Source organism: Psychrobacter sp. UBA6291, from assembly GCF_002439405.1.
In the GTDB taxonomy this organism is placed as follows: domain Bacteria; phylum Pseudomonadota; class Gammaproteobacteria; order Pseudomonadales; family Moraxellaceae; genus Psychrobacter; species Psychrobacter faecalis.
In genome coordinates, this window is the sequence record NZ_DJUD01000069.1 from 1 (window position 1) to 23,632 (window position 23,632).

At 42.3% G+C, this 23,632-nt stretch carries 19 protein-coding genes; 10 read left to right on the plus strand and 9 right to left on the minus strand.

The window, feature by feature from the left end:
• Positions 1–157: 157 nt before the first annotated feature.
• The 5 genes from B3R91_RS11390 to sohB form a co-directional block, all read right to left on the minus strand.
• Complete coding sequence (locus B3R91_RS11390; RefSeq protein WP_286797711.1) at positions 158–1,027, minus strand: SDR family oxidoreductase; 870 nt, start codon at positions 1,025–1,027, stop codon at positions 158–160.
• A 247-nt stretch (positions 1,028–1,274) separates the two neighbouring features.
• Positions 1,275–2,033 (minus strand): histidine phosphatase family protein, encoded by a 759-nt coding sequence (locus B3R91_RS11395; RefSeq protein ID WP_286797712.1) that lies wholly within the window; start codon positions 2,031–2,033, stop codon positions 1,275–1,277.
• 90 nt (positions 2,034–2,123) lie between these two features.
• A complete protein-coding gene (locus B3R91_RS11400; RefSeq protein ID WP_286797713.1) occupies positions 2,124–3,407 on the minus strand; it encodes a phosphotransferase family protein in 1,284 nt (427 codons plus the stop codon).
• A gap of 140 nt (positions 3,408–3,547) precedes the next feature.
• Positions 3,548–4,798 (minus strand): acyl-CoA dehydrogenase family protein, encoded by a 1,251-nt coding sequence (locus B3R91_RS11405; protein WP_286797775.1) that lies wholly within the window; start codon positions 4,796–4,798, stop codon positions 3,548–3,550.
• 306 nt (positions 4,799–5,104) lie between these two features.
• On the minus strand, positions 5,105–6,097 hold the full coding sequence (sohB, locus tag B3R91_RS11410) for a protease SohB (protein WP_349681545.1): 993 nt from the start codon (positions 6,095–6,097) through the stop codon (positions 5,105–5,107).
• 417 nt (positions 6,098–6,514) lie between these two features.
• Between sohB and aspS the strand changes: the two genes are divergently transcribed.
• From aspS to B3R91_RS11440, 6 genes are all read left to right on the plus strand, one after another.
• Positions 6,515–8,341, plus strand: coding sequence for an aspartate--tRNA ligase (gene aspS, locus B3R91_RS11415; protein ID WP_286797777.1), 1,827 nt, complete (start codon positions 6,515–6,517; stop codon positions 8,339–8,341).
• Positions 8,342–8,408: 67 nt separating this feature from the next.
• Complete coding sequence (locus B3R91_RS11420; RefSeq protein ID WP_286797717.1) at positions 8,409–9,368, plus strand: lysophospholipid acyltransferase family protein; 960 nt, start codon at positions 8,409–8,411, stop codon at positions 9,366–9,368.
• A 151-nt stretch (positions 9,369–9,519) separates the two neighbouring features.
• The gene (locus B3R91_RS11425) at positions 9,520–10,320 is read left to right on the plus strand and encodes a glycosyltransferase (protein WP_286797718.1); all 801 of its coding nucleotides are present in this window, start codon (positions 9,520–9,522) and stop codon (positions 10,318–10,320) included.
• Positions 10,321–10,349: 29 nt separating this feature from the next.
• Entirely contained in the window at positions 10,350–11,198 is an 849-nt protein-coding gene (locus tag B3R91_RS11430) for a hypothetical protein (RefSeq protein ID WP_286797719.1), read from the plus strand.
• 94 nt (positions 11,199–11,292) lie between these two features.
• Complete coding sequence (locus B3R91_RS11435) at positions 11,293–12,060, plus strand: hypothetical protein (protein ID WP_144296934.1); 768 nt, start codon at positions 11,293–11,295, stop codon at positions 12,058–12,060.
• 102 nt (positions 12,061–12,162) lie between these two features.
• Complete coding sequence (locus tag B3R91_RS11440) at positions 12,163–12,858, plus strand: putative nucleotide-diphospho-sugar transferase (protein ID WP_144296933.1); 696 nt, start codon at positions 12,163–12,165, stop codon at positions 12,856–12,858.
• 106 nt (positions 12,859–12,964) lie between these two features.
• On the opposite strand, the gene B3R91_RS11445 is transcribed toward B3R91_RS11440, so the two are convergent.
• Positions 12,965–14,062: a glycosyltransferase gene (locus tag B3R91_RS11445; RefSeq protein WP_223808507.1), complete on the minus strand. Its 1,098-nt coding sequence runs from the start codon at positions 14,060–14,062 to the stop codon at positions 12,965–12,967.
• Positions 14,063–14,125: 63 nt separating this feature from the next.
• Positions 14,126–14,989: a glycosyltransferase gene (locus B3R91_RS11450; protein ID WP_286797720.1), complete on the minus strand. Its 864-nt coding sequence runs from the start codon at positions 14,987–14,989 to the stop codon at positions 14,126–14,128.
• 188 nt (positions 14,990–15,177) lie between these two features.
• On the opposite strand from B3R91_RS11450, the gene B3R91_RS11455 reads away from it, so the two are divergent.
• From B3R91_RS11455 to B3R91_RS11470, 4 genes are all read left to right on the plus strand, one after another.
• Positions 15,178–16,785, plus strand: coding sequence for a glycosyltransferase family 39 protein (locus B3R91_RS11455; RefSeq protein ID WP_286797722.1), 1,608 nt, complete (start codon positions 15,178–15,180; stop codon positions 16,783–16,785).
• Between the two features lie 74 nt (positions 16,786–16,859).
• Complete coding sequence (locus B3R91_RS11460) at positions 16,860–17,963, plus strand: glycosyltransferase family 2 protein (RefSeq protein ID WP_193030167.1); 1,104 nt, start codon at positions 16,860–16,862, stop codon at positions 17,961–17,963.
• Positions 17,956–18,405 (plus strand): GtrA family protein, encoded by a 450-nt coding sequence (locus B3R91_RS11465; protein WP_193030169.1) that lies wholly within the window; start codon positions 17,956–17,958, stop codon positions 18,403–18,405. The genes B3R91_RS11460 and B3R91_RS11465 overlap by 8 nt, the downstream gene beginning before the upstream one ends.
• Positions 18,402–19,283, plus strand: a complete 882-nt coding sequence (locus tag B3R91_RS11470) for a ChbG/HpnK family deacetylase (RefSeq protein WP_286797723.1) — start codon at positions 18,402–18,404, stop codon at positions 19,281–19,283. Before B3R91_RS11465 ends, B3R91_RS11470 begins: the two co-directional genes overlap by 4 nt.
• Before the next feature lie 127 nt (positions 19,284–19,410).
• Here the strand turns inward: B3R91_RS11470 and B3R91_RS11475 are convergent, their stop codons facing one another.
• Together B3R91_RS11475 and glnE are read right to left on the minus strand one after the other, a co-directional pair.
• On the minus strand, positions 19,411–20,340 hold the full coding sequence (locus B3R91_RS11475; RefSeq protein WP_068408726.1) for a branched-chain amino acid transaminase: 930 nt from the start codon (positions 20,338–20,340) through the stop codon (positions 19,411–19,413).
• A gap of 305 nt (positions 20,341–20,645) precedes the next feature.
• On the minus strand, positions 20,646–23,495 hold the full coding sequence (glnE, locus tag B3R91_RS11480) for a bifunctional [glutamate--ammonia ligase]-adenylyl-L-tyrosine phosphorylase/[glutamate--ammonia-ligase] adenylyltransferase (protein ID WP_286797724.1): 2,850 nt from the start codon (positions 23,493–23,495) through the stop codon (positions 20,646–20,648).
• Positions 23,496–23,632 lie beyond the last annotated feature (137 nt).

Genomic DNA, 23,632 nt, shown 5'->3' on the forward strand with positions numbered 1-23,632 from the left:
GGTTATGTATTGGTATGGTCATCAGTAGATTATACTATATATTTTGGGTTTGGTATAAGTTTTAAAAAATAAAAGCCCGCTATATAAAATGTAGCGGGCTTTTTGTTGCGTTAATTTTTCTTGATTAGTTTTAAAATTAATAACAACACAACCGCTATCAGCTGACTCTATTAACCACTTGTAATGGCAAATGCTTCATCGCTTGACCGACAATCGACCATGGCAAACTTGGCACGCAAGCTTCGTCTACTTCCGCCTCAATCGCAGCGACGATTGCTTTGGTGCCTGTTTCTGCATCTACTTCAAACGGTAAAGGTTTGGCATTTTCATTGATTTCGGTGCGCACATAACCTGGATAAATAGTCGACACCTTAATCGGCAATTTGGTCAATAGCATATCGGCACGGATACCTTCTGCAAGATGCGCTAAACCCGCTTTACTTGCGCCGTAAGCGGTTAAATGCTTAGGCAGGCCGCGCATCGCTGACATACTAGATATCACCACCAGATGACCGCTATTTTGGGCTCGGAAAATATTCATCGCCGCTTCACATTGGGCAAGCGCTGAGATGAAGTTAATCTCGACGGTTTTGCGATTGGTATCAAAGCGCCCTTTGCCAATGCGGCGGCTATCACCGACGCCCGCATTGACCACCACGCGATCAATATAACCAAAATCCGCTGCGAACGCATCAAACACCTCGAATATCGCATCGTAATCACTGACATCCAAAACACGGTATTCAATACGAATATCAGGATACTGCGCTAATAGCTCGGTTTTTAAATTTTCTAAACGATCTGCACGGCGAGCGCAAATGGCAAGATTATAACCAAGTTTTGCAAAGAGTCTTGCCATACCCTCGCCCAATCCAGAGCTTGCGCCAGTGATTAAAATCGTTTTGCCATGCCCAACCTGCTGCTTATTTAAACCTTTAAGATAACGCGCCGGCTGAATGGCACTAAATAACTGATTTTTATGGTGGTTAGCGCTACTGGTCACTAAGTTTATTAATTTATTTTTCATAAACCATCCTGTTGGTATCCATATAAATGACGTCGATTGTCTATCATAGCGTAAATCTACAGAGTAAGTTTAGCAGTTATAGCCTAAAGCAAACACGCAAGCAACCTAAAGCAGCATAGAATTAAACTAATTTAAAGATAGTAATGAAAGCTCATGTAAGAAAGCGGCTACCTATTTACAGTAACCGCTTTATGATGTTTTTAAGTAGCTTCTTAATTATTGCTTTAAGATTTCATTTATTACTTTTTTAGCGCCAAGTCACAAAGCGTTTACCTTCAGCAAATAAATGACTGTATTCGTTCAAAGACAACAGGCGACTCCGTTCATTTTTAAGTGTCAGCGATGTCACGCCAGTGTTGACCAAGCTTTTATTGATTTGATACGCGGTCGAGCTGCCTTGTTGCAACAACTGGGCGGTAATCGCAGCGATGATACCACCTGAGGTAAATACCAACACCGTACTATCAACGCCTAACTGCAAATTGGCAACTTGTTGACGAACCTGCTCAAGCGCTTGCTTGGCACGCTCATTAAACTGTAGCCAGCTTTCGATATAATCACTGTCGTTTTCGCCCGCATGCCAACGCTGCATCGCGTCGTCAAACAACTCTGCCAGCCGTGTGACTGGCACCTCTGCTTTAGCAATCTCAGCAGCAATTCCCACACGACTAGCAAAAGCAGGATTGGATTTTATCAGTACATCTTTATGATTAAACTCATCAAATTGCGGCAGTACATAGCTATCAGGCTCATCTAGATTGATAGCAGTTACGCTTGGTTTTTCGTTACTCTCGCCAAAAGATGATTGATAACTTTGCCAAAAATGGCGCGCAGAATCTTGCTGCCTAACCAAACTACCGCTAAAAATCGCATCGATTCGGCGCTGGGTCATTGCATAATGCTGACCCAGCATTTGCGCCTGCATACTACCAAGCTCTGAGAGCTGGTCATAATCCTCTTGCCCAAATGACGCTTGACCATGACGCGCTAAAAGTATGGTTGTCATAAAAAACTGCCTTATTAATCGTACTTTTCTAAGTTTTTTAGATTGAATCAACGGCTATAAATTTGTGCATTTACTATGCGTTTAAAGCGCTTATTCTTTAGCTTTAGAATGACTTTGTCCAAAATAGCTTTTTGGTAAAATGCCCTTGATAACCGTTTGAATCGGACTTGGCAGTTGCTCGATCATCGACGCATCGACGCCCATATCTTGCAGATGCGGTTGCACGTGGCTTATAAATAAAGCCTCACCTTCATACTGAGCAATCAGCTTGAGACATTTAGCATGTAAGACATGGACGATAATCCAAAAGTTCTTAAAAGCTGGATTGCTGGTTTGTTTATTATAATAACGATAATAAATCTGCTGCACGATACTGGCTAGGCGAAATAGTCCAAACACTTCATAAAACGTCCAGTTGTCTATCTTAAGGCCCGTCTTTTCAAGATAATAGGTTACCACTTCATCACGGGTCATCATGCCTTTTAAATGCGTTGGCTGACGGCGAGATTGCTGCATGATGATGTTGTCATCTTCTTCAATCCAATACGCTAACGCGCTGCCTAAATCCATCAAAGGGTCGCCTAAGGTAGCCATTTCCCAATCGAGCACACCGATGACCTTGGTCGGATCATCAGCCGCCAAAATCACATTATCAAAGCGCCAATCATTATGGATAACACAAGTTTTACTATCGGCAGGTGTGTGCTTGCCAAGCCATTGTCTTACCAAGGCAAAGCTTGGCACATTGGGCGTTTTGGCTTTGACATAACGCTTATCCCAGCCCGTCACTTGGCGCTCACAATACCCTTCGCCGCGACCAAGATTTACCAAATCAGGGTGCTTGGTATAATCGACTTCATGCAACTCAATCAAAGCATCGATGACATTGGTACATAACTCGCGTGTTTGCGCTTCGTTTAAATCAACGCCTTTTGGCAAGTTAGCCCGCGGAATGATACCTTCCATTCGCTCCATGACATAAAAATCTGCGCCAATAACGTCTTCATCAGTACAGAGCGCGACCATTTTCGGTACATACGGATAAGCGTCCTTTAAAGCTTTTTGCACGGTATATTCGCGCACCATATCATGTGCCGATTTGGCCTTGGTGCCTTTTGGCGGACGGCGTAAGATCAAATCTTGGCTGTCACCTTCGCCTTCATATTGCAGCCGGTAAGTCCAGTTTGAAGCGCCACCTGAGAACTGGGTAACGGTCGGCTCGCCTTTTATATCAACGCCTTGCTCGCGTAGCCAGTTGCTGACCGCTTTGGCGTCAAGCTCTTCGCCCTCGCGCACTTCGCCGCCTTTATCTAGGACTTTATTAACGGTTTGATTGTCAGCATCAGTATGGTTGGCATGATGTTCAGTTGCCATAAGACATTCCTTATCGTGTGGTCGTTTGTTTTTTACCAGTTACTTGTTGTTTATAAAAGCTTAAGAGTTAAAAATTCACTATCAAATCATTGATAGTGAATTTTTGGTCATATAATTTAAATGACAATGTAGCCGACTTTTTAAGATTTAGCAGGTTTAGACGAGCGGCTAAAACCTTGACGTTTTAATTCTAATTTGGCAATCATGGTTTTATGCACTTCATCAGGACCATCGGCTAAACGTAGTGCGCGAGCTTGGGCAAAGAAAGCAGGCAACATCGTATCTTGACAAACACCCATGCCACCGTGAATTTGAATCGCCATATCAACCACTTCTTGCAAGACAGTCGGCGCAACCACTTTAATGGCAGAGATTTCACTTAGGGCCGCTTTGGTCCCCTTCGCGTCCATTTTTTGCGCCGCGTATAGTGTCAATAAACGCGCTTGATCAATTTTGATACGGGCGTCAGCAATACGCTCAAAGTTACCCCCTAATTGCAGTAGTGGCTTACCAAACGCGGTACGCTGCATACCACGCTTAACCGCGAGCTCAAGAGACTTCTCAGCAGCACCAATACAGCGCATGCAATGGTGAATACGACCCGGTCCTAAGCGACCTTGCGCAATCTCAAAGCCCATACCAGGCCCACCGATAAAGTTATCAGATGGCACACGTACATTGTTAAAGCTGACTTCGCCATGACCGTGCGGTGCATCGTAATCACCAAATACCTTTAACATACGCTCGATGTTAACGCCTGCGGTTTTTGCTGGCACCAAGACCATCGAATGCTGATGGTGACGGTCTTTATTCTCATCAGGAGTATACGCCATGACAATCAAAACATCGACCGCAGGGTCACCAAGACCCGATGACCACCACTTGCTACCATTGATCACAATCTCATCGCCATCGACGACAGCAGTCGCTTGCATATTGGTTGCATCACTTGACGCCACATCAGGCTCAGTCATACAAAATACCGAACGCGTTTTACCTTCTAATATCGGCGTCAGCCACTTGTCTTGCTGCTCCTGTGAGCCATAACGCCATAACAGCTCCATATTACCGCTATCAGGGGCATTACAGTTAAAGACATAAGGCGCGAGCAAACTGCGACCGGTGAGCTCGGCAATCGGTGCATAATCAGTAACCGACAGCCCAGCGCCAAGCTTATCATCAGGTAAAAATAAATTCCATAAACCCGCTTCACGCGCTTGTTTACGTAGGCTCTCGTACTTTTCTGGCCAGCGCCAATTTTTCCAATTACCATCTGGATTTTGCGCATGGCAATCCGCCCAAAACTGTGCTTCTATTGGTTCGATTTGGGTTTCGATAAATTCTTTGACTTTGGTATGCATGGCTTGACCATGTTCGCTGGCGGTAAACATTAATGTGTCGGTAGACATAGTTGACATCCTTTTCTTTACTGATGATTAATGGCTCATAAAATTCACATCAAGATTCTATATATCAATAATTTATATATCGAGATTTCATAAAAAGATTAATGAGACTTTATAGTGTACGTGCGTATACTCTGTTTTATCTGCCCCATTTATAACACAGCATTTGCGATTAAACAGCAAAAAAGGCGCGACCCGCTAGGACACGCCTTTTACAAAATGCAAACAATGCACGATTCGCTGTTGAAATACTAGAACGCTAGCTATCAATTAACCTAATGATATTTAAACTTATTTTAGGATATTTAAGCGAGTGTCTAAATCAAAACGTGCCAATGCATCTGGTAACTTATCAATCGCCATGCTGAGTGTTGCTTCTGCGGCTTGTGATAAACCCAATTTTTCGGCAAGCGTTGGCTTTTGACGTGAATGCAGCGCGTACACTTCATTATTTTCCATACGCTCTAAAATATAACTGTCAGAGGTTTGCAAGCTATCAATTAAGTTAAGTTTCAATGCATCTTCTCCATACCAATGCTCACCAGTGGCGACTTTCGCAACATCCAGTGTTGGACGATAGGTATTAACGAAGTGCTTAAATAACTCGTGCGTCTGCTCCAGCTCTTCTTGGTATTTGGCGCGGTCTTCGGCGTCATTTTCACCAAACACGGTCACGGTGCGCTTATAGTCGCCTGCGGTGAACATCTCGTAATCGACGTCGTGATTTTTGAGCCATTTATGGAAGTTTGGTAATTGCGAGACCACACCGATTGAACCAATTATCGCAAAGGGTGCGGCAACGATATTGTCGGCGACACAAGCCATCATATAACCGCCACTGGCCGCGACTTTATCGACACAGACGGTGAGTTTTAGACCCGCGTCTTTTAAACGTGCTAATTGTGCCGCTGCCAAACCATAGCCATGAACCAAACCGCCTCCTGATTCTAAGCGTACGACGACTTCATCGCCTTTATTGGCAGTACTGATGAGCGTGCTGATTTCTTCGCGTAAATGCTTCACCGCCGTGGCTTTGATATCGCCATCAAAATCAAGCACAAAAACTTGCTGCTTCTCATCGCTATTATTCTTTTTGTTTTTACTCTTATTTTTTACTTTTAATGCTTGCTTGGCTTTTTTCGCCATGGTTTTTTTAAGTTGTTTAAGCGCCGCTTTTCCTTGCGTCGCCTCCATCAGATCTTCACGACGTTGCTCTTGGCTTTTATTGAGATGGATAACTCTTAGCTCAACAGGATTTTTAGAAGGATGAAAAAGCATGAGCAGGATTCCTTGATAGTTGAAATAAATAATTTTAATAAATAATTGAAGGGGTTTTAATACGGTTTAATAAGTTAGCTTGATATGCGCACAGTGACTAGTATTTTCAAGCAAAATGATAATATTTAACCCAAGACAAATACTACTGCATAAATACCACCTCTACTGATACGTCCCTACCCTTCGTTTGAACACTACTGATTGGACGCCACAGGTTGTATAACAAAGGCAGATTAGGCATAATATGCGTTTACACCAAATTTTCTGCAGCCAACGTGATGACCATTTGTCTTATATCGCGTTATTCGTGCTTTTTTAGCTAAATGCTCAAAGGCACGGCGCTTATATTACACGCTAGCGGCTGCATTATTGTATTTCGAATTGGGCTGACAACTGGATAATTATATTATGACGCAAAGCACTATGACGCATAGCGAATACCGAGACGAATATTGCGGCGCTGTAACCGAAAGCTTACTTGAGCAAACCATTAGCATCGTAGGCTGGGTACATCGTCGTCGCGATCACGGTGGTGTGATTTTCTTAGACATGCGTGACCGCGCAGGCATCTTACAAGTTGTCGTTGACCCTGACACCCCAGAAGCGTTCGCGACTGCTGATGCGGTACGTCCTGAATATGTTTTAAAAATTACCGGTCGCGTTCGCCGTCGTTACGAAGGCACTGAAAACGCTAATATGACCAGTGGTCAGATTGAGCTATTGGGTAAAGAGATTGAAGTATTGGCAAAATCTGAAACCCCGCCTTTCCCATTAAATGATGAGAAAACCACGGTATCAGAAGATCTGCGTTTAAAATATCGCTACCTTGATATGCGTCGTCCGCAAATGCAAGAGCGTATGGTTTTCCGTGCTAAAGCCACCTCAACGATTCGTCGTTATTTAGACGACCATGGTTTCTTAGACGTTGAAACCCCTATCTTGACTCGTGCCACACCAGAAGGCGCACGTGATTATCTAGTGCCTTCACGCACCCGTCCGGGTAACTTCTTTGCCCTGCCGCAGTCACCACAGCTATTTAAACAGTTGTTAATGGTGTCAGGATTTGATCGTTATTATCAAATCGCTAAGTGTTTCCGTGACGAAGACTTACGTGCTGACCGTCAGCCTGAATTCACCCAAGTCGATATTGAGACTTCTTTCTTAAATGAAGAAGAAATCATGAATATCAACGAAGGTTTGATTAAGCATCTATTTAAAACCATGATGGATGTGGAGTTTGAAGATTTCCCACGTATGACTTACGCGGAAGCCATGCGCGACTATGCCTCAGACAAGCCTGACCTACGTATTCCATTAAAATTGGTCGACGTTGCTGATTTAATGAAAGACGTTGATTTTAAAGTCTTTGCCGGTCCTGCCAACGACCCTAAAGGCCGCGTTGCTGCTCTACGTATTCCTGGCGGCGCGTCGCTCAGTCGTAAGCAAATCGATGCTTATACCAAGTTTGTGAGCATCTATGGTGCGCGTGGTTTGGCTTATATTAAAGTCAACGACGCCAATAACATCAACAACGGCGTGGATAAAGAATCTGGTCTACAGTCGCCTATCATTAAAAACATGACCGATGACATCCTAGCGAGCTTGATTGAGCGTACGGGTGCCGAGAGTAATGATATTATCTTCTTCGGTGCTGATAAAGCCAGTGTCGTCAACGATGCCATCGGCGCACTACGTCAAAAAATTGGTCTAGACTTAGAGATGCTGACCTGTGAATGGGCGCCTCTTTGGGTGACTGACTTCCCAATGTTTGAAGAAACGGATGATGGCCGATGGACGTCAATGCACCATCCGTTTACTAAGCCAAAAGGCTCTGTTGAAGAATTAAAAACCAATCCTGAATCAGCGCTTTCTATCGCTTATGATATGGTGTTAAATGGTACTGAAATCGGCGGTGGTAGCTTACGTATCAATACCCTTGAGATGCAAAAAGCGGTATTTGAAGCGCTAGGTATCGATGAGGCTGAGGCCGAAGAGAAATTTAGCTTCTTACTTGATGCTCTAAAATTCGGTGCGCCTCCGCATGGTGGTTTAGCATTTGGTTTGGATCGCCTCATTATGCTAATGGTCGGCGCAAGCTCTATCCGTGACGTGATCGCCTTCCCTAAAACCAAAACTGCTGAAGACCCATTGACGCAAGCGCCTGCTCCGGTAGATAGCAAACAGCTACGTGAACTTGGTATCCGTGTACGCGAAAAGGCCCAGCCTGATACCAATAAACCTGCACAATAATTGGTTTAGTCATGCGCAGATATTGTTTGCATTACCCGTTATGCGATTCATCACTGTGTGAATGGTCATGAATCCGTACCATCTCTTCAAATTCGTGCCGCTGTCTGTTTTACAGATGCTGGCACGTTTTGTTGCCTGGGTAATATTACGCCTACCAAATGCTAGTATCATGCGCACTGTGCGTATCAATATGGCGCTGATTGCGCCGTCGTTATCTGCTCATCAAAAACGCGCATTAACCAAAGACATTATTTATCATCAGTGTTTAACCAGTATCGAATCTATCAAAAGCTGGGCGATGCCACCGCAGTGGAGCATTGCCCAGATTCGTGACGTTCATAATAAAGAGTATTTATTAGAAGGGCTTGCCAATCCCAATGGTATGCTAGCGATTGTCCCACATCTCGGTACGTGGGAGATGATGAACGCGTGGCTTAATCAGTTTGGCGCGCCAACGATTATGTATAAGCCTGTTAAAGGTGAGCTGACTAACGATTTTGTCTTGCAAGGTCGCTCGCGTCTTAATGCCACACTGGTTCCGACCGATGGTAGTGGCGTCAAAGCGGTTTTTAAAACCTTAAAACAAGGCGGTTTTAGCATCGTGTTGCCTGATCACGTTCCTGAACCTTCAGGTGGCGTAATTGTGCCCTTTTTTGGTATTGAAACTTTAACCAGCACATTGGCGTCAAAACTGGCAAGCAAAACCAAGTGTGCCTTGGTTGGCTTATCCTGCATACGCCGTGACGACAGGCAGGGTTTTGATATTTATTGTTATAAATTAGACGATCCAGCGCTCTATGATCGTAATACCGAAACTGCTGCTCATGCGCTCAATATTGCCATGCAGCATATGATTGAAGCTCATTACAGTCATTATATGTGGGGTTATCGCCGTTTTAAACAAATCCCTTTATTAGACAACCCTTATAGGGCTGACGAAAAAGCTTTGGCTGATTTTATCAACGGTAATATCCAAAAACATGCCTTACATGATAATAAGCAAATGTCGAATAATTCTGAATTTTAATTCTAATAAGCAACATTCGTACAATCAGTTAAGCATCTAGAAATATCGTCAATGATAGCTATGCTAATATGAGCAAGCGGTTATTTATTAGGATATTTTTTGGCTGACTAATGACTGAACAAACCTTCCTTGACTTTAATATGAGTACATTATGGCGACTGACGTAACCAGCCTTTCATCGACCGAGCAACTACAAACCGATCCTAGCACTGCCGAGCAGCGTTATATTATTTGTATGAAATGGGGTGATAAATATGGTCCTGAATACGTCAACCGTCTTTATAATATGGTCAGTCGTCATTTGACCTTAGATTTTCAAATGGTTTGCCTAACCGATGATAGTACTGGCATCGACCCTGCAGTTGCTTGTTATCCCATTCCAGAAATGGATTTACCAGCAGGCCCTGAACGTGGCTGGAAAAAATTGACCACTTTTAAGCCAGAGTTATATGATTTAAAAGGTGTCGCCTTATTCTTAGACATCGATATTGTTATCGTCGATAACATTGATGCTTTTTTCACTTATAAAGCTGAGTATGAAGACAGCGTGGTCATTATTCGTGACTGGAAAAAGCCCTGGCGCATGATTGGCAATAGCTCGGTTTATCGCTTTAATATCGGTATGGGTACCTATCCTGATTTGCTCGCAAACTTTGAGCGCAACTTTGAAACCATTCGTACGCAGGTTCGTCATGAGCAAGCGTATTTATCTAATTATTTACGTGAGCATCACCATTTAGAGTACTGGGATAAAAACTGGTGTGTCAGTTTTAAATATCAGTGTATGGCGCCTACTCCGTTGAATTTTGTACGTGCACCGACGTTACCTGAAGGCGCAAAAATTGTTATCTTTCATGGTGAGATTAATCCACCAGACGCCATCAAAGGTGGCGGCGGTAAATGGTATCGTCATGTGAAGCCTAGCCCTTGGTTGCAAGAGTATTGGGTGTAACTAAGTTATAGAAACATCTGGAACTCAACATGGAATTACCTCCTAGCGCCACTTTTAATATTGACAATCAGAGTGTTGGTATTTCTGCTTTTGATGCAAGAGAAGCTGAGCAAAACCTTCACCAGCAAGCAGTCAATATCATTGCTTCTGGGCCATCGATTGCAGATTTAGCATTTGCGAACTTAGTAGATACGGCAACTATTTTTGTGAATGGCAGTATTAGCCTAATGGCTCAATACAATTTTACCAATGTTGTCGGTTATGTCGTTAGTGATGCGCGCTTCGTCAAACATCAACCAGATATTTTAAACAAGTACTACACAGGCCAGCCTTTGTATGCAACTCTAGCAGTGTTTGAGGCATTAGCAATCTCACACCCCAGCATGATAAGCAAATACCATAATGCAATGCGTATTATCTATCCTGCCGATCGAGCTTGGAGCGTAAAAACAAATAAGTCTTGGTTTGGTAGACTTTTAACAAAAACACTCTCACATAATAAAAAGATACCGCTAGCATTATTGGCCAATCAACCTAACTTTGTTATAGATACGCAGCATCAGCCTGCGCCTATCGGCCTATCTTTAGATATGACATATGGGTTTATAGAGGCAGGAACAGTAGCTTACGTCGCCGCCCAGTTGGCTTATTCACGTCATGCTGGCACGATTCACTTATATGGGATTGATTTATTGAATAATAACCAACCTCGATTTTATGAGAGTAAAGGCGATAGCGCGCCTTGTAAATTAGATAAGGCAATCACTGATCGGATTGTGCCGTCTTTTAACCTGCTAGGTAAGATTTATAAAGAAAATAACGTGCCTGTTGTAAATCATTCACCAGTCTCTCAGGGTCTATTTAGTGCACTAGATTAATTGCTATTTTTTAAATGAATTAGTAGATAAAAATTTTTGGTCAGATACACGCTTCAATCAATATATAAACATTTACGAATAGGGTTTGTATTAAATGACAGCACCGAGTGGATGGCGAAGAAAAGCGATTTTACTGTTTAAAAGTGAAAAACAATTAAATGCGGGAAAAATCGTCAAAACCTTTATGAATAAAAGCCTTGATGAGATGAAAGCCTCTCTAATCACAGATGCTATGTGCGATGCTTCAGCCTTAACGCATAAACCGCGAACCAATGATTTAACTGCTCATTTGGAGAATTTAAAACATCAGTTTATCGGGCAGTCAGAGCTTTGTTTTTATCATGCCACACTCGTAGTATTACTACGTCGCAATTATAAGCCCAAAGAAATTTTTTCTGAGTTTGAGCAGTTATGGAATACAGAAACAGACTATCTGTTAGAGCATTTGTCTTTACGCTGGGTTGTTTCTGCCTGTGACACCTTTGTTGATCATTCAACCGATAGCATCAGGGCTGCTATTTTGATGAACATCACTACGCTTGTGAATACTTTAAGAATTTATGAAACTAAACAGTTTTTGCTACAACCTGCTAATTCTGAATCTTTGCCCCTGCTCGACGACAATATTGAGGCATTTTATCGGAATGACATTCCTTTATACGACGGCTTGACTTATTTTCGTATTGGCTCTGATGATACTTTAAAAAACATGCGTAAGCGTTATGAGAGTTTTTATGGGTCCGATAAGCTAGCGACGACAATGCTATTATCCGTTTTTGACAAGCTTCAAAAAAACAACAGTGCTTTTTCTACTATGCGCTCTTTACATAAAAGTAAAAACTCTGAGTGGTGGTTAGATTAAAATCAGTTACTAATACTACTGGATATATTTGAAATACTTATCTAATATAGCGCCAGAAAATCTCACCATTCGTGTTTTATTATTAAATTTACAGAGCTTTCCATGACTTCAGCTTCAACTCCATTATTCTTTGAAAAAATCAGTGCACCGGATAGCTTTATCGTATGTTGTTTTTATACCGACAGTTATCGCAGTCATGCTTTAAATCTAAAGCAATCGCTCGATGAATTTAACCTCAATTACTACTTTAAAGAAGTGGAAGATGCGGGTTACTGGGAGGCAAATACTCGTATCAAACCACACTTCATTTTAGAATGTCTAAAAAAATTCCCTAATAAAAATATTTTATATTTAGATGCCGATGCACTGGTCAAAAAACCTTTAGATTATTTTAATACTATTGATGCTGATGTCGCATTTTATAAGACTAAAGGACTGCCGGGCATGTCGCACGACTATCTGGCTAGTACTATGTTTTTTAGCAATACTGCCAATACTATGGCTTTAGTAGAACAATGGATAACCGAACAAGTAGACGGCAAACAAACTCAAGTAGATCAAGACAGTTTGGATGTCGCTATGGAGAAGCTTGGCGACACCTTAACCGTAGAAGCACTCAATCCCGGTTATATAAAAATATTCGATAAAGACTATGATGGTGATATTTATATTGAGCAATATCAGGCCAGCCGTGGTCATACCAAGCTTAAGCGGCAAAAAATACGACAGCGTAATAGATTTATAGGCGGTATCGTATTGTTAATTGTTATAGCTATCGGTATTTTATTAAATAAATAACTATTGTCTAGAGTATATCCTAATTTTGAAAATACCAGAAAAGGTTGGGTAAGTTTTTTTGAGTTAAGAGCTTACCCTAAACACGGTTAAATACTCATTACTTAGCCTATGTTTGTTTAGCAAAGCTTTCTGCAAACGCTAAATATTTTCTAGCGATGGGAATAGGTAGAAGTGCTTCATTAAAAGGAGCAGAGAATTGTTGTGAGTCTTTCATAGCTTGGTTTAACTTCTCACTGATAAGGGTGATATCATCTGTTGGCATCAAATTCTTTTTTGGTAGTAACTCTTTGGGTCCAGATTGACAATCGGTACTAACTACAGGTGTAGATAACGCTAGAGATTCTGCAATAACTAAAGCGAACCCTTCCCAATTAGAGGTTAATACTTTAAATCTAGCATGTTTAATATAAGGAAATACATTTTCACAAAACCCGAGAAGAACAACTTTATCTGACAAATCGAGATCTATAATTAATTGTTCTATTTCACCTTTAAGCTTACCTTGACCCGCTAATAACAATGGCAAAGACTGATCTGTCTGCGCATAAGCTTTTAATAGAATATCGTGGCGCTTTGCTTCCTTAAAGCTACCAACGTGAATGATATAGTCTTGATACTCTGGAATAAAAGCTTCAGCTAAATTCTGAATACCATCTCTATCAATTGGGTTATGAATAGCAGTTACTGGGTTACTCTCACCAAAATATCTTACAAAATCTTCTTTAACACCCTCGCTTACACACACGCAAGGATGTTTTGAATATCTATCTCTTAGTGTTAACTTCAAATTATCACTATCTGTTTCATTAAACTTATAATATAACGATAACGTATTATGGATAACATAAATAATATTTGGCAGCTTACTATAACAAAAAATACTGTCTGAACGCTCCAGATTAGATAAAAGCAAAGTAGGCTGACCAATATTCTTAAGAATATAGTTGTCTACTTTTTTGGCAATAACTGAATAGCGTATCTTACCTTTTGGTAACCAACGATAACGCTCGTAGTCTATTAAATGATAAGTTAAGTTTTCATCTAACGTAAACTCTACTTTAGCATTAAATCGCAATACATGAACATCAAAGCCTAATTGATGAAAAGCTGCCCCTATTGTTAAAACAAATCGCTCGGCACCCGCGCCTTGTAGAGAGTTGATAGATAGGACAATCTTATCTTTTTGTGACGCCATAGCACGCATCAAGTATCCTCAATCGTTTTTTATAAAGTTGCATGCTACCTGTATTTCAATATTATTGACAGTTTATAAGTTAAATAAACGCGAAAAAAATGACTTACCATCTTTTCGACGGGTTATTTTATTACCCTTATAACGCTTATGTGTTTTTTTCGGAAAATGACCAAACGGCGAGACGCGGTAATCATCTAGTTTATATCCAGCAGCAAGTGCTTCATTATAATAACTATCAAATAATTCACTAAGCTCAGTTCTTGGATGTGGCATTATTTTACCATCGAACCAATGTTTAAACCCCTCTTCCTCGACTCTTGCAAGCGCGTATTTATGACTAAACTGCGTGCCCATGTCTGAATAATGTAATATCTTAATCTGTTCTAATGCCAAGTCTTCACCATCGATACAATTATAGCTATCTTCATAAGGTTCAACGAGTTGAGGGTTAAACTTAATTAGATCCATCATTTTTTGATGACTATCAACATCTTGTCTAAGCTGCTCAATTGGCAGTATCTTGCTTTTCGCTTTGGTACAATCCCATAGGCAGGTACATAACCTCGTCATATCAGCATTCGTTTTCGCAGCTACGATAGCTTGGCCTTCAATAGGATGTTGCCATAGTTGAGCCAAGTCGCTCAAGATGACCACATCAGCGTCCATATAAATTGCTCTGCCAGAATAGTTACAATATTCTGGAATTGCCCAACGGAATCCTGAAAAAGGGGTTGCCCACTTAGCCGTATTCCAACCTTCTCCTATTTCAGGGTTAGAATACCAATAACTATCTGGATTGCGTGATAGCTGCATCCATATGATTTCAACTGGCGATTTGGTATGTTTATGAATACTATACTCTAGAACCATCATTTGCTCTAAATCACAGTTATTAGGATCGCATCCTACAAAAACTTTGATAATCTCATCACTCATAATTAAATCCTAATAATCAAGTACAATAAAAATTATTATATGTTAATGGTTTTTAGTAACTAAGAATTCATAATACGACAGATAAAAATCGTGCCCGACTATGCCTATCTATCAATTGTCTCTATAATACGGAAAAACTTATAGACCAGACTTACTTTAAGTTGATTGTATATTATAAGGCTCGTATTATGACACCTACTGAACAATCGTCCTCTTATGCTCAGCCTATAAATAATGGCATGGATACTAACTCTAAACAACAACCTATAGAATCTAAATCTTGGCGCTGGTTTGGGCTATTTTTAATGGCTTATTTTCTAATTTGGTCTATCACTCCAAGCTTTCTAGCCAGCAGTGTACCCTTCGATGTTAGCGAGGGTATAAATTGGGGCAGCGAATGGCAATGGGGCTATTATAAACATCCCCCATTATCGTCATGGATATTATACAGCTTTTATCAATTGTTTGGTCATGTTGGCCCTTATTTACTCAGCCAATTATCTGTCTTACTGACCTTAGTCCTAATTTATCAGTTAGGTAAGAAGATTTGGTCACCAACCACCGCTCTAATTGGTAGCGCGTTAACTTTAGCGGTTCTGTACTACACTTACCCTAGCCTTGAGTTTAATCACAACGTCGCTCAGTTTCCCATTTGGGCAGGATTGTACTTAGCGTTTTATCAATCTTTGACTCAAAACCGTCTCAGAGATTGGATATTACTGGGTGTGCTCGGTGGACTTGGCATGCTAACCAAGTACACCGTGATATTTTTACTGATACCAATGGCATTGTATTTAATGCTGCCAAGACAGTGGCCATTATTAAAACAACCAAAACCGTGGATAGCGGCTTTTGTTATGTTGGCCATCTTCGCACCGCATTTATATTGGTTAGCAACGCACGATTGGTTGCCACTTAGTTATGCCAGTGGACGCTCGCAAGAGGTTGCTGCCGGGGCGTATAACATCAAGCGGCATTTTAGCTGGATAGGATTTATCATTGCTCAGCTTGTTGCTCATATTCCGCTACTCATTATGCTTGCTGTTAATCGCAAGCGTTTATTAAAAACTCATGATTACAAGCACAGCTTACCGCAGAACGCAGCATTACTTTGGTATATGTGGTTATCACCAATCGCGGTATTGGTTGTTTTAAGCTTAGTATTTGGGGTGGGCTTACGTGATATGTGGGGTATGCCAATGTGGGCACTGTCAGGGTTGCTTGCTGCCTCCTTGATAGCACCTGCCACTCAATTATTAACTGCCATCAAGCTACGAAAAGCTCTGACTATTTGGTTGTCCCTTGTCACCGTACTAATGGTAGTATATGTGGGCTTTGGCGACAAGATTCGTCATAAACCTTCTCGTATGCAGTGGCCGGAGCAGGCATTGGCAGTTCAAGCACAGACTACTTGGCAATCATTGAGTAGCTGTACACTTGATAGCGTTTCAGGTGATCGCTGGCTTGGCGCATTAGTGGCGATGAATAGCGGCTTTCCCTCACAAATGATATCCGGTCCTGCAAGCCACTCGCCCTGGATGAACACCCAGCGCCTACAAGAAAATGGCACGTTAGTCATGTGGCAAGAGGGCGAAGAAGATATCGTCCTACCGTTGCTTGATGATGTTGATGCTATTGCCACTACTGAAGTAGAGAATAGCCATAACAACGCTAATCCCTTAATTAAGCAGCAGGGTCAATGGCAGATTGATTGGCGTGACGGTAAGATAGAAAAGCCGTTATTGATAAACTGGGTAGCTTATGTCCCAAGTCGCTGCTTTCAGCATTCTAAATAAAACTTTGCCTATCAGCATTTACTTATCAGCGGCTGGTAAATAGCCATTTATATGAATAAAATAATTGAGTGTTTATGCTAGATCAGTTGTCACAATCTCGCCCTTATTTGTCGATTATTATGCCTGCGTATAATGATGCGGAAGCCTTACAAGTGTTTTTGCCAGAGGTCTTTGCCTTTACGCAGACACTACGCGCGCCAGTAGAGATAGCATCGGCCGAGCAAAATCTAAGGAGCTCAACAGCAAGAATAGCAAGCTGTGAGATTATTATTGTTGATGATGGTAGCCGCGATAACTTAGTCGAGGTAGTCACACAGTTAATGCCTACTCGTCCAACAAATACAGAATTAGAGCTCATACGTTTATCGCGTAATTTTGGTAAAGAGCCTGCGCTCAGTGCTGGTCTAGCAGCTGCGCGAGGCGAGATGGTTGCTATGATTGACGCCGATGGACAGCATCCCTTAGCAGTATTAGCACAAATGCTAACGATGATTGAGCAATCGGATATTGATATGGTCGCGGGTATTCAAGCCAATCGCCCGCATGAAAGCCGGCTTGCAAAAACTTTAAAAGGCAGTTTTTATCATTTTATCCAGGACAGTCAGCGTTATGAGATTCGTCCTAATGCCGGTGATTTTCGGGTGATGAATCGCAAGGTGCTAAATGCTTTACGCTCATTACCCGAGCGCCAACGCTTTATGAAAGGTTTGTATGCTTGGGTTGGTTTTAATACGGTCTATTTGCCCTTTACCGCTGCCAATCGCGATACTGGTGAAAGTAAATTTAACTATGGCAGTTTGTTTGAGTTGGCACTTGTAGGTATTACCTCCTTTTCTCAGCGACCACTGCGGCTGATTTCACGCATAGGTTTTGCAGTCTCTGCATTGGCTTTTTTATACGGCTTATATATCGTGATAGATACCCTAATATTTGGTAGCGATGTCGCAGGCTGGGCAACGGTTGCCGCAGGAATTATGTTTTCTACTGGTATACAACTGGTTTGTATTGGCGTGATTGGCGAATATGTCGGTAGACTCTATGAAGAGGTTAAGCAGCGACCACTGTATTTAATCGATGAAGTCATCAATAGCAAGTCTGCGCATACTACTCATCAATACGCTGATAATTACCTACAGGCGACGGCCAAAAGTGCAATGGACAAACCAGCTGATGAATAACACAGCAGAAACGCAATCGAATTCTATGCAAGCCCTTTGGTTTTTAGCCGTTGGTGCCAGTGCGGCTTTGGTGCATTTTTTAGTATTGGTCAGTATTGTTAATTTCACGACTGCCACGCCAGCATGGGCAAACGTAGGCGCTTTTTTAATTGCTTTTGTGGTCAGCTTTTTCGGGCATTTTTATTTTACCTTTAAACAATCAGAGTATTCAGATAAGAGCATTCAGCACAACAATAATCATATTCATAAAAAAAGGCATCTTCCTGCTTTAGGAAAATGGTTTAGTAGTTCTGCTGCAGGATTTATTGCCAATCAAGGCTTATTCGTTTTAGGGTTACGTTGGTTTGGCGAGCAGTATTATATGCTGATATGGCTACTGGTCACGGGCGTTATTACCGTTATGACCTTTGCCTTGGGCAAGTTTTGGGCATTTAAATCATGAGCCATCCTCGTTATAAAGAGCAAGCTGCTGCGCTATCTAACCATACCCGCCCTGTGATTATTAACGTTGATGATTTAGGATTGTCGACTGCCGTCAACGATGCGGTCATTCATCTTGCTGAACTTGGACGTATTGGTGCCAGCAGCTATATGGTTGGCGGTACAATTACGGATAGCAATATCAATCGTCTGAACCAACTCAATGTCGATATTGGCTTGCATTTAGATTTGACGGGGATATTCCCATCTGCCCTACGTGGTTCATTAAAATCAATCATTATTGCAAGCTACTTGCGTCGTTTGAATCCCATGCAAGTAAGCGATGTTATTAAACAACAATTAGATGGATTTGAAGAACGCTTTAATCGTGCGCCTGTATTTATTGACGGACATCAACATATTCATCAGTTTCCTGTTATTCGTGAGAGCTTGATTAAAGAGCTAGCTAACCGCTATAGTGATGAGATAGCAAAAGACATGCTGAGCGCACGCGTTACTACACCGCTTATCAATGACGTAAAGTCTTGGATCATTTATATACTAGGTGGTTATGCTTGGCGAAAATCTTGTCAGCATCATCAAATTCTAACCAATGATAAATTTGGTGGGGTTTATGGTTTTGATGCTGATCGTCAGCAATTAGTAATGTTATGGGAAAAGTGGCTGCAAGCTGCACCGCGTCATACAGCTAACCTAACACCTACTCTGATTATGTGTCATCCTGCTGTTCCTGAAAGTGGGAGTAATAGCTGGCAGGATGAAATCAAAGCGGCTCGTGAGATTGAGTATAAGTGGTTAATCAGTGAAGAGTTTGCAGAGTTATTAGCTCAGTATGAAGTAAAATTGATGCGCTGGTCAGATATAACATCACCCTCTTGAACCTTTAATAATTAACAAAGCCATAATAAAAATGACCAATGACAAATAAAAAAGCTAAGACTTATCAAGAGTCTTAGCTTTTTTATTCATACGATCTGGTTTTAAAAATGAAATGTAGCTTTAAAAATTAATCAATAAAGCTTAACCAATCCATATACTGCTCATTACGGCCATGTACCACATCAAAGTATAAGGTTTGTAATTTCTCAGTCAATGGACCACGACCCCCATTACCGATGACACGGTCATCGTATTCACGAATAGGCGTCACTTCAGCCGCGGTACCTGTCATAAAGATTTCATCAGCTAAATAAAACTCATCACGAGTGATACGGCGCTCAACGACTTTGATACCCAAATCATCAGCGAATTGAATGATAGTACGGCGAGTGATACCGTCAAGGGCGCCGCCACCTAAATCTGGGGTATGCAGTACACCATCTTTGACTAAGAACAAGTTCTCGCCCGCGCCTTGGCAGACATAACCTTGTGGGTCCATCAAGATAGCTTCATCATAGCCATTACGCGTGACTTCTTGGTTAGCCATGATAGACACAGGATAGTTGCTTGAGGCTTTAGCTTTACACATGGTCACGTTGGTCATGTGATGGGTAAATGATGAGGTTTTTACACGGATACCGTTTTTGATACCGTCTTCACCAAGGTATGCGCCCCAATGCCAAGCAGCGACCATCGCATTGATACTATTGTCACGCGATGATAGACCCAATTTCTCGGCGCCAACCCAAATAAGTGGGCGAATATAGGCTTCTGCCAAGTTGTTTTGCTTAACCACATCTTTTTGCGCTTGCTCAAGTGCGGCTGCATCAAACGGTACATTCATTTGAAATATTTTGGCAGAACCCAATAGACGATCGGTATGGTCTTTTAAGCGAAAAATTGCGGTGCGATTGTCAGCCGTTTGGTAAGCACGTACGCCTTCAAACACCGCCATGCCGTAATGCAAGCTATGCGTAAGCACATGAACCTTGGCATCTGGCTGTTCAATCATCGTGCCATTCATCCAAAGCTTACCTTCTTGTGTTGCCATATTCATTTAATAGTCCTTATGCTAGCGCTGACGTCTAACTTTTCTTGTTGAGTGTTAATGGTTAAATAAATGTTTTAAGTAAAATTGCCTGCTGACACTGAGTGCCTATTTTCAGATGCAATTTCAAATGCAATTCTTCTATCTGCAAATTTAAGGTGCCAGTGATTATAGCACCGGCACGAGAGGCAAATACAATATTTTAGTTTATCACTGCATGGCTTTTATTCATATACCATTCGTTACAATGGCTATCAAAGCCCTACGCTTATTACATTTTACTTATAACGCCGCATCATTGTTTTATGGCAGGATTATTCAGCAGATTCTACGCCCATCAAATGCTGCCACTGCGCTTGTACCAGTGCTCGCGTCTCTGTCCATAATGACTCATCCATCAGTAACGATTGCTCAGATAGTGCCAATTGATGGGTGGCAGCGCGGATACGTAAATACGCATCGGTCAAATCTTGGCAAACTTCTACTTCCCAAATACCAAGCGCGGCGACTTCTTCAAAAATACGCACGTTATCACTCCATTTGGTCAAGCTTGGATGCTCGTGCGAATAAGCCAATACCGCAAACTGCGCGAGAAACTCAATATCGACAATGCCGCCCGCATCTTGCTTAAGGTGAAACTTGCCCGCTTGCTGCTGGTGCTGACTGGTGCCCAGATGCTTTTGCATTTTAATACGCATACTGGTGACTTCGATACGGACTTGCTCAATGGTACGCGGTAGCGCCAAAACGGTACGACGAATGTCACAAAAACGGGCGGTCACGCGTTTATCACCGCAGATAGCCCGCGCCCGTACCAATGCTTGATGCTCCCAAGACCACGCTTTCTCAAGCTGGTAGGTTTCAAACGCATGACAAGAAACCACCATCATGCCCGCATTGCCCGAGGGACGCAGGCGCATATCGACTTCATAAGCACGGCCATCACGGGTTTGGGTATTAAGATAAGTCATCAGCTTTTGTGCCAAACGGGCGGCAAACTTCATACCACTGACCGATTTTTCACCCGTGGTCATGCCCTGTTCTTTTATTTTATGCAAAAACACCAAGTCTAAATCAGATGAATAGGATAACTCAAGCCCGCCAAGCTTGCCGTAACCAATGATGGCAAAGCCGCAATCCGCTTCAGTGACCGGATCGCCATCTTGACCAATTGGGTAACCATAACGTTTGACGATTTCGGCAAAGGCGCGCTCAAGCGCCGCTTCTAACACCACAGCGGCAATATAAGTCAGTGAGTCTGACACTTTCATAATTGGTCGCTCTGCCAGCACGTCACTGGCAGCCACTGCGAGCACTTGGTTCTTTTTAAACAATCGCAGTACGCTCAGCAGTTCTTCTTCATCGTTCGGCTCTACGCGCAACAACTGCTGGCGCAAAATATCACGCAGCTCAAGCTTGTCTGGCAGATGTCGATAGCGCTGCTGTAAGAAGGTATCTAAAAGTACCGGATAATGCGCCAACTCCTTAGCAATCCAAGGGCTAGCCGACAACATCGGAATCAGCTCAACCGTGGCATTGGGGTTTTCTGCAATCATCACCAAATAAATAGAACGGCGGCAAATGGCTTCTAGCAAATTTATTAAACGCGGCAAAGCGATATTAGCAAGTTGCTGCTGCTCTTCATGGACAAGGAGCGCGTGGACAATCACAGGATACGCATCATCCAAACGCTCACGCGCTTCATCGCTCAAATTGGCGACCATTTTTGACTGCCAAAAACCTTGTAAACGCTCACGATTTTCTTCAGTTAATACCTCATTTAAGCGCGCAATCTGCTCGTTTAGATGTTCAGGCTCAAACTCATCATCGTCTTGATCGGGTATCTGCCGTTCGGTAACCATACGCTCAAACGGCACATTGACATGATAGCGGTGCTGATTAAGTGTCGCTAATAACCCTGTCCAATCATCAAAGCCAAGGGTAATGGCCAAATTATGCTGCCACTCTGGGTCATGCGGTAAGCGCTGCGTTTGCTGATCGTTAATCGCTTGAATACCGTGTTCAAGGCGCCGTAAAAAACGATAAGCAGCCTGTAGCTCTTGATAAGTAGTTTCTTCTAAATACCCAAGTTGACACAGTGCCTGCATCGCTGCCAAACAAGACTTAACCTGTAACTGCGGATGCCGACCACCATAAATCAGTTGAAAGGCTTGGACGATAAACTCAATGTCTCTGATACCACCCGCGCCAAGCTTGATATTATCTAAGTCTTCGCGCTGAGCGACTTGATTTTGAATCAGAGACTTCATCTCTCGCAAAGCTGAAAAAGCACTATAATCAACGTAATAACGAAACACAAAAGGCTTAATCAGCGCTTGTATGTCGTCAAAAAACGGCTGCTCGATGTGCCCAACCACACGCGCTTTGAGCCAAGCAAAACGTTCCCATGCCCGCCCATGCTGGGCAAAGTACTTCTGCAATGCGGATAAATGAATCGCCAAATCGCTGCCATCGCCCCACGGACGCAAACGCATATCGACCCGAAATACAAAACTATCAGCGGTATTATTATCGAGCAGCCTAATAATGCCTTGTCCAAGCCGGGTCATAAAACGCTTATTATCAATACTGCGCGTGCCTTTTGCTTTGTCACCGTCCGTTTCACCGCGCGCCTGATGGACGAAAATCAGGTCGATATCACTGGATAAATTCAGCTCATGCGCGCCAAGCTTACCCATTGCCATAATCGCCATATCATCGATTTGCACATTACCTTTGGCATTAATAAAGGTCGGTTGCCCATACTGCACAATCAGCTGCTGATAGGTATAGTCTTTGGCAAATAAAATACAGCCATCGGCAAATTCAGACAGCTCATCGGTCAGTTGCTCAAGCTCAATCATGGCCAAGGCATCTTGCCAAATCCAGCGCATCATTAGCAGCATACGCAAATGCCGCAAACCACTCATTACCTTGTCTTCATTGGCGAGCTGATAATTCTCATCCAACGTATAATCTTGAATCAAATCATCAATTTGTTGGCGCGTTAACGTGCTCTCTAGCGGATAACTGCGCAAAAACGTCTGGCAAGCGCCCGTTCGACTTTGCCAAACCTGATAAGCAAACTCGCTGGCAGTCTGTAGCACTTGTAGCTGCTCTGAGCTAGGCTGAAAGCCTGTACTACTAGGCATGGTAGATAGCATAACGACAACAACTCCTTGCAGCATAAAGCTATAAAAACCACATCAATCGCAAAAATTATTTTTACAATATTAACGCGGCTATAAACAATCTTATTTTAGGATTTTTATAGTAGCATAAATCCTCAGCCATGCTACTG

Bases quoted from the DNA above. Each gene is read 5' to 3' on its own strand.
- B3R91_RS11390 (WP_286797711.1), bottom strand. From the start codon at position 1,027: ATGAAAAATAAATTAATAAACTTAGTGACCAGTAGCGCTAACCACCAT.
- B3R91_RS11395 (WP_286797712.1), bottom strand. From the start codon at position 2,033: ATGACAACCATACTTTTAGCGCGTCATGGTCAAGCGTCATTTGGGCAA.
- B3R91_RS11400 (WP_286797713.1), bottom strand. From the start codon at position 3,407: ATGGCAACTGAACATCATGCCAACCATACTGATGCTGACAATCAAACC.
- B3R91_RS11405 (WP_286797775.1), bottom strand. From the start codon at position 4,798: ATGTTTACCGCCAGCGAACATGGTCAAGCCATGCATACCAAAGTCAAA.
- aspS (WP_286797777.1), top strand. From the start codon at position 6,515: ATGACGCATAGCGAATACCGAGACGAATATTGCGGCGCTGTAACCGAA.
- B3R91_RS11420 (WP_286797717.1), top strand. From the start codon at position 8,409: ATGAATCCGTACCATCTCTTCAAATTCGTGCCGCTGTCTGTTTTACAG.
- B3R91_RS11425 (WP_286797718.1), top strand. From the start codon at position 9,520: ATGGCGACTGACGTAACCAGCCTTTCATCGACCGAGCAACTACAAACC.
- B3R91_RS11430 (WP_286797719.1), top strand. From the start codon at position 10,350: ATGGAATTACCTCCTAGCGCCACTTTTAATATTGACAATCAGAGTGTT.
- B3R91_RS11435 (WP_144296934.1), top strand. From the start codon at position 11,293: ATGACAGCACCGAGTGGATGGCGAAGAAAAGCGATTTTACTGTTTAAA.
- B3R91_RS11440 (WP_144296933.1), top strand. From the start codon at position 12,163: ATGACTTCAGCTTCAACTCCATTATTCTTTGAAAAAATCAGTGCACCG.
- B3R91_RS11445 (WP_223808507.1), bottom strand. From the start codon at position 14,062: ATGCGTGCTATGGCGTCACAAAAAGATAAGATTGTCCTATCTATCAAC.
- B3R91_RS11450 (WP_286797720.1), bottom strand. From the start codon at position 14,989: ATGAGTGATGAGATTATCAAAGTTTTTGTAGGATGCGATCCTAATAAC.
- B3R91_RS11455 (WP_286797722.1), top strand. From the start codon at position 15,178: ATGACACCTACTGAACAATCGTCCTCTTATGCTCAGCCTATAAATAAT.
- B3R91_RS11460 (WP_193030167.1), top strand. From the start codon at position 16,860: ATGCTAGATCAGTTGTCACAATCTCGCCCTTATTTGTCGATTATTATG.
- B3R91_RS11465 (WP_193030169.1), top strand. From the start codon at position 17,956: ATGAATAACACAGCAGAAACGCAATCGAATTCTATGCAAGCCCTTTGG.
- B3R91_RS11470 (WP_286797723.1), top strand. From the start codon at position 18,402: ATGAGCCATCCTCGTTATAAAGAGCAAGCTGCTGCGCTATCTAACCAT.
- B3R91_RS11475 (WP_068408726.1), bottom strand. From the start codon at position 20,340: ATGAATATGGCAACACAAGAAGGTAAGCTTTGGATGAATGGCACGATG.
- glnE (WP_286797724.1), bottom strand. From the start codon at position 23,495: ATGCTATCTACCATGCCTAGTAGTACAGGCTTTCAGCCTAGCTCAGAG.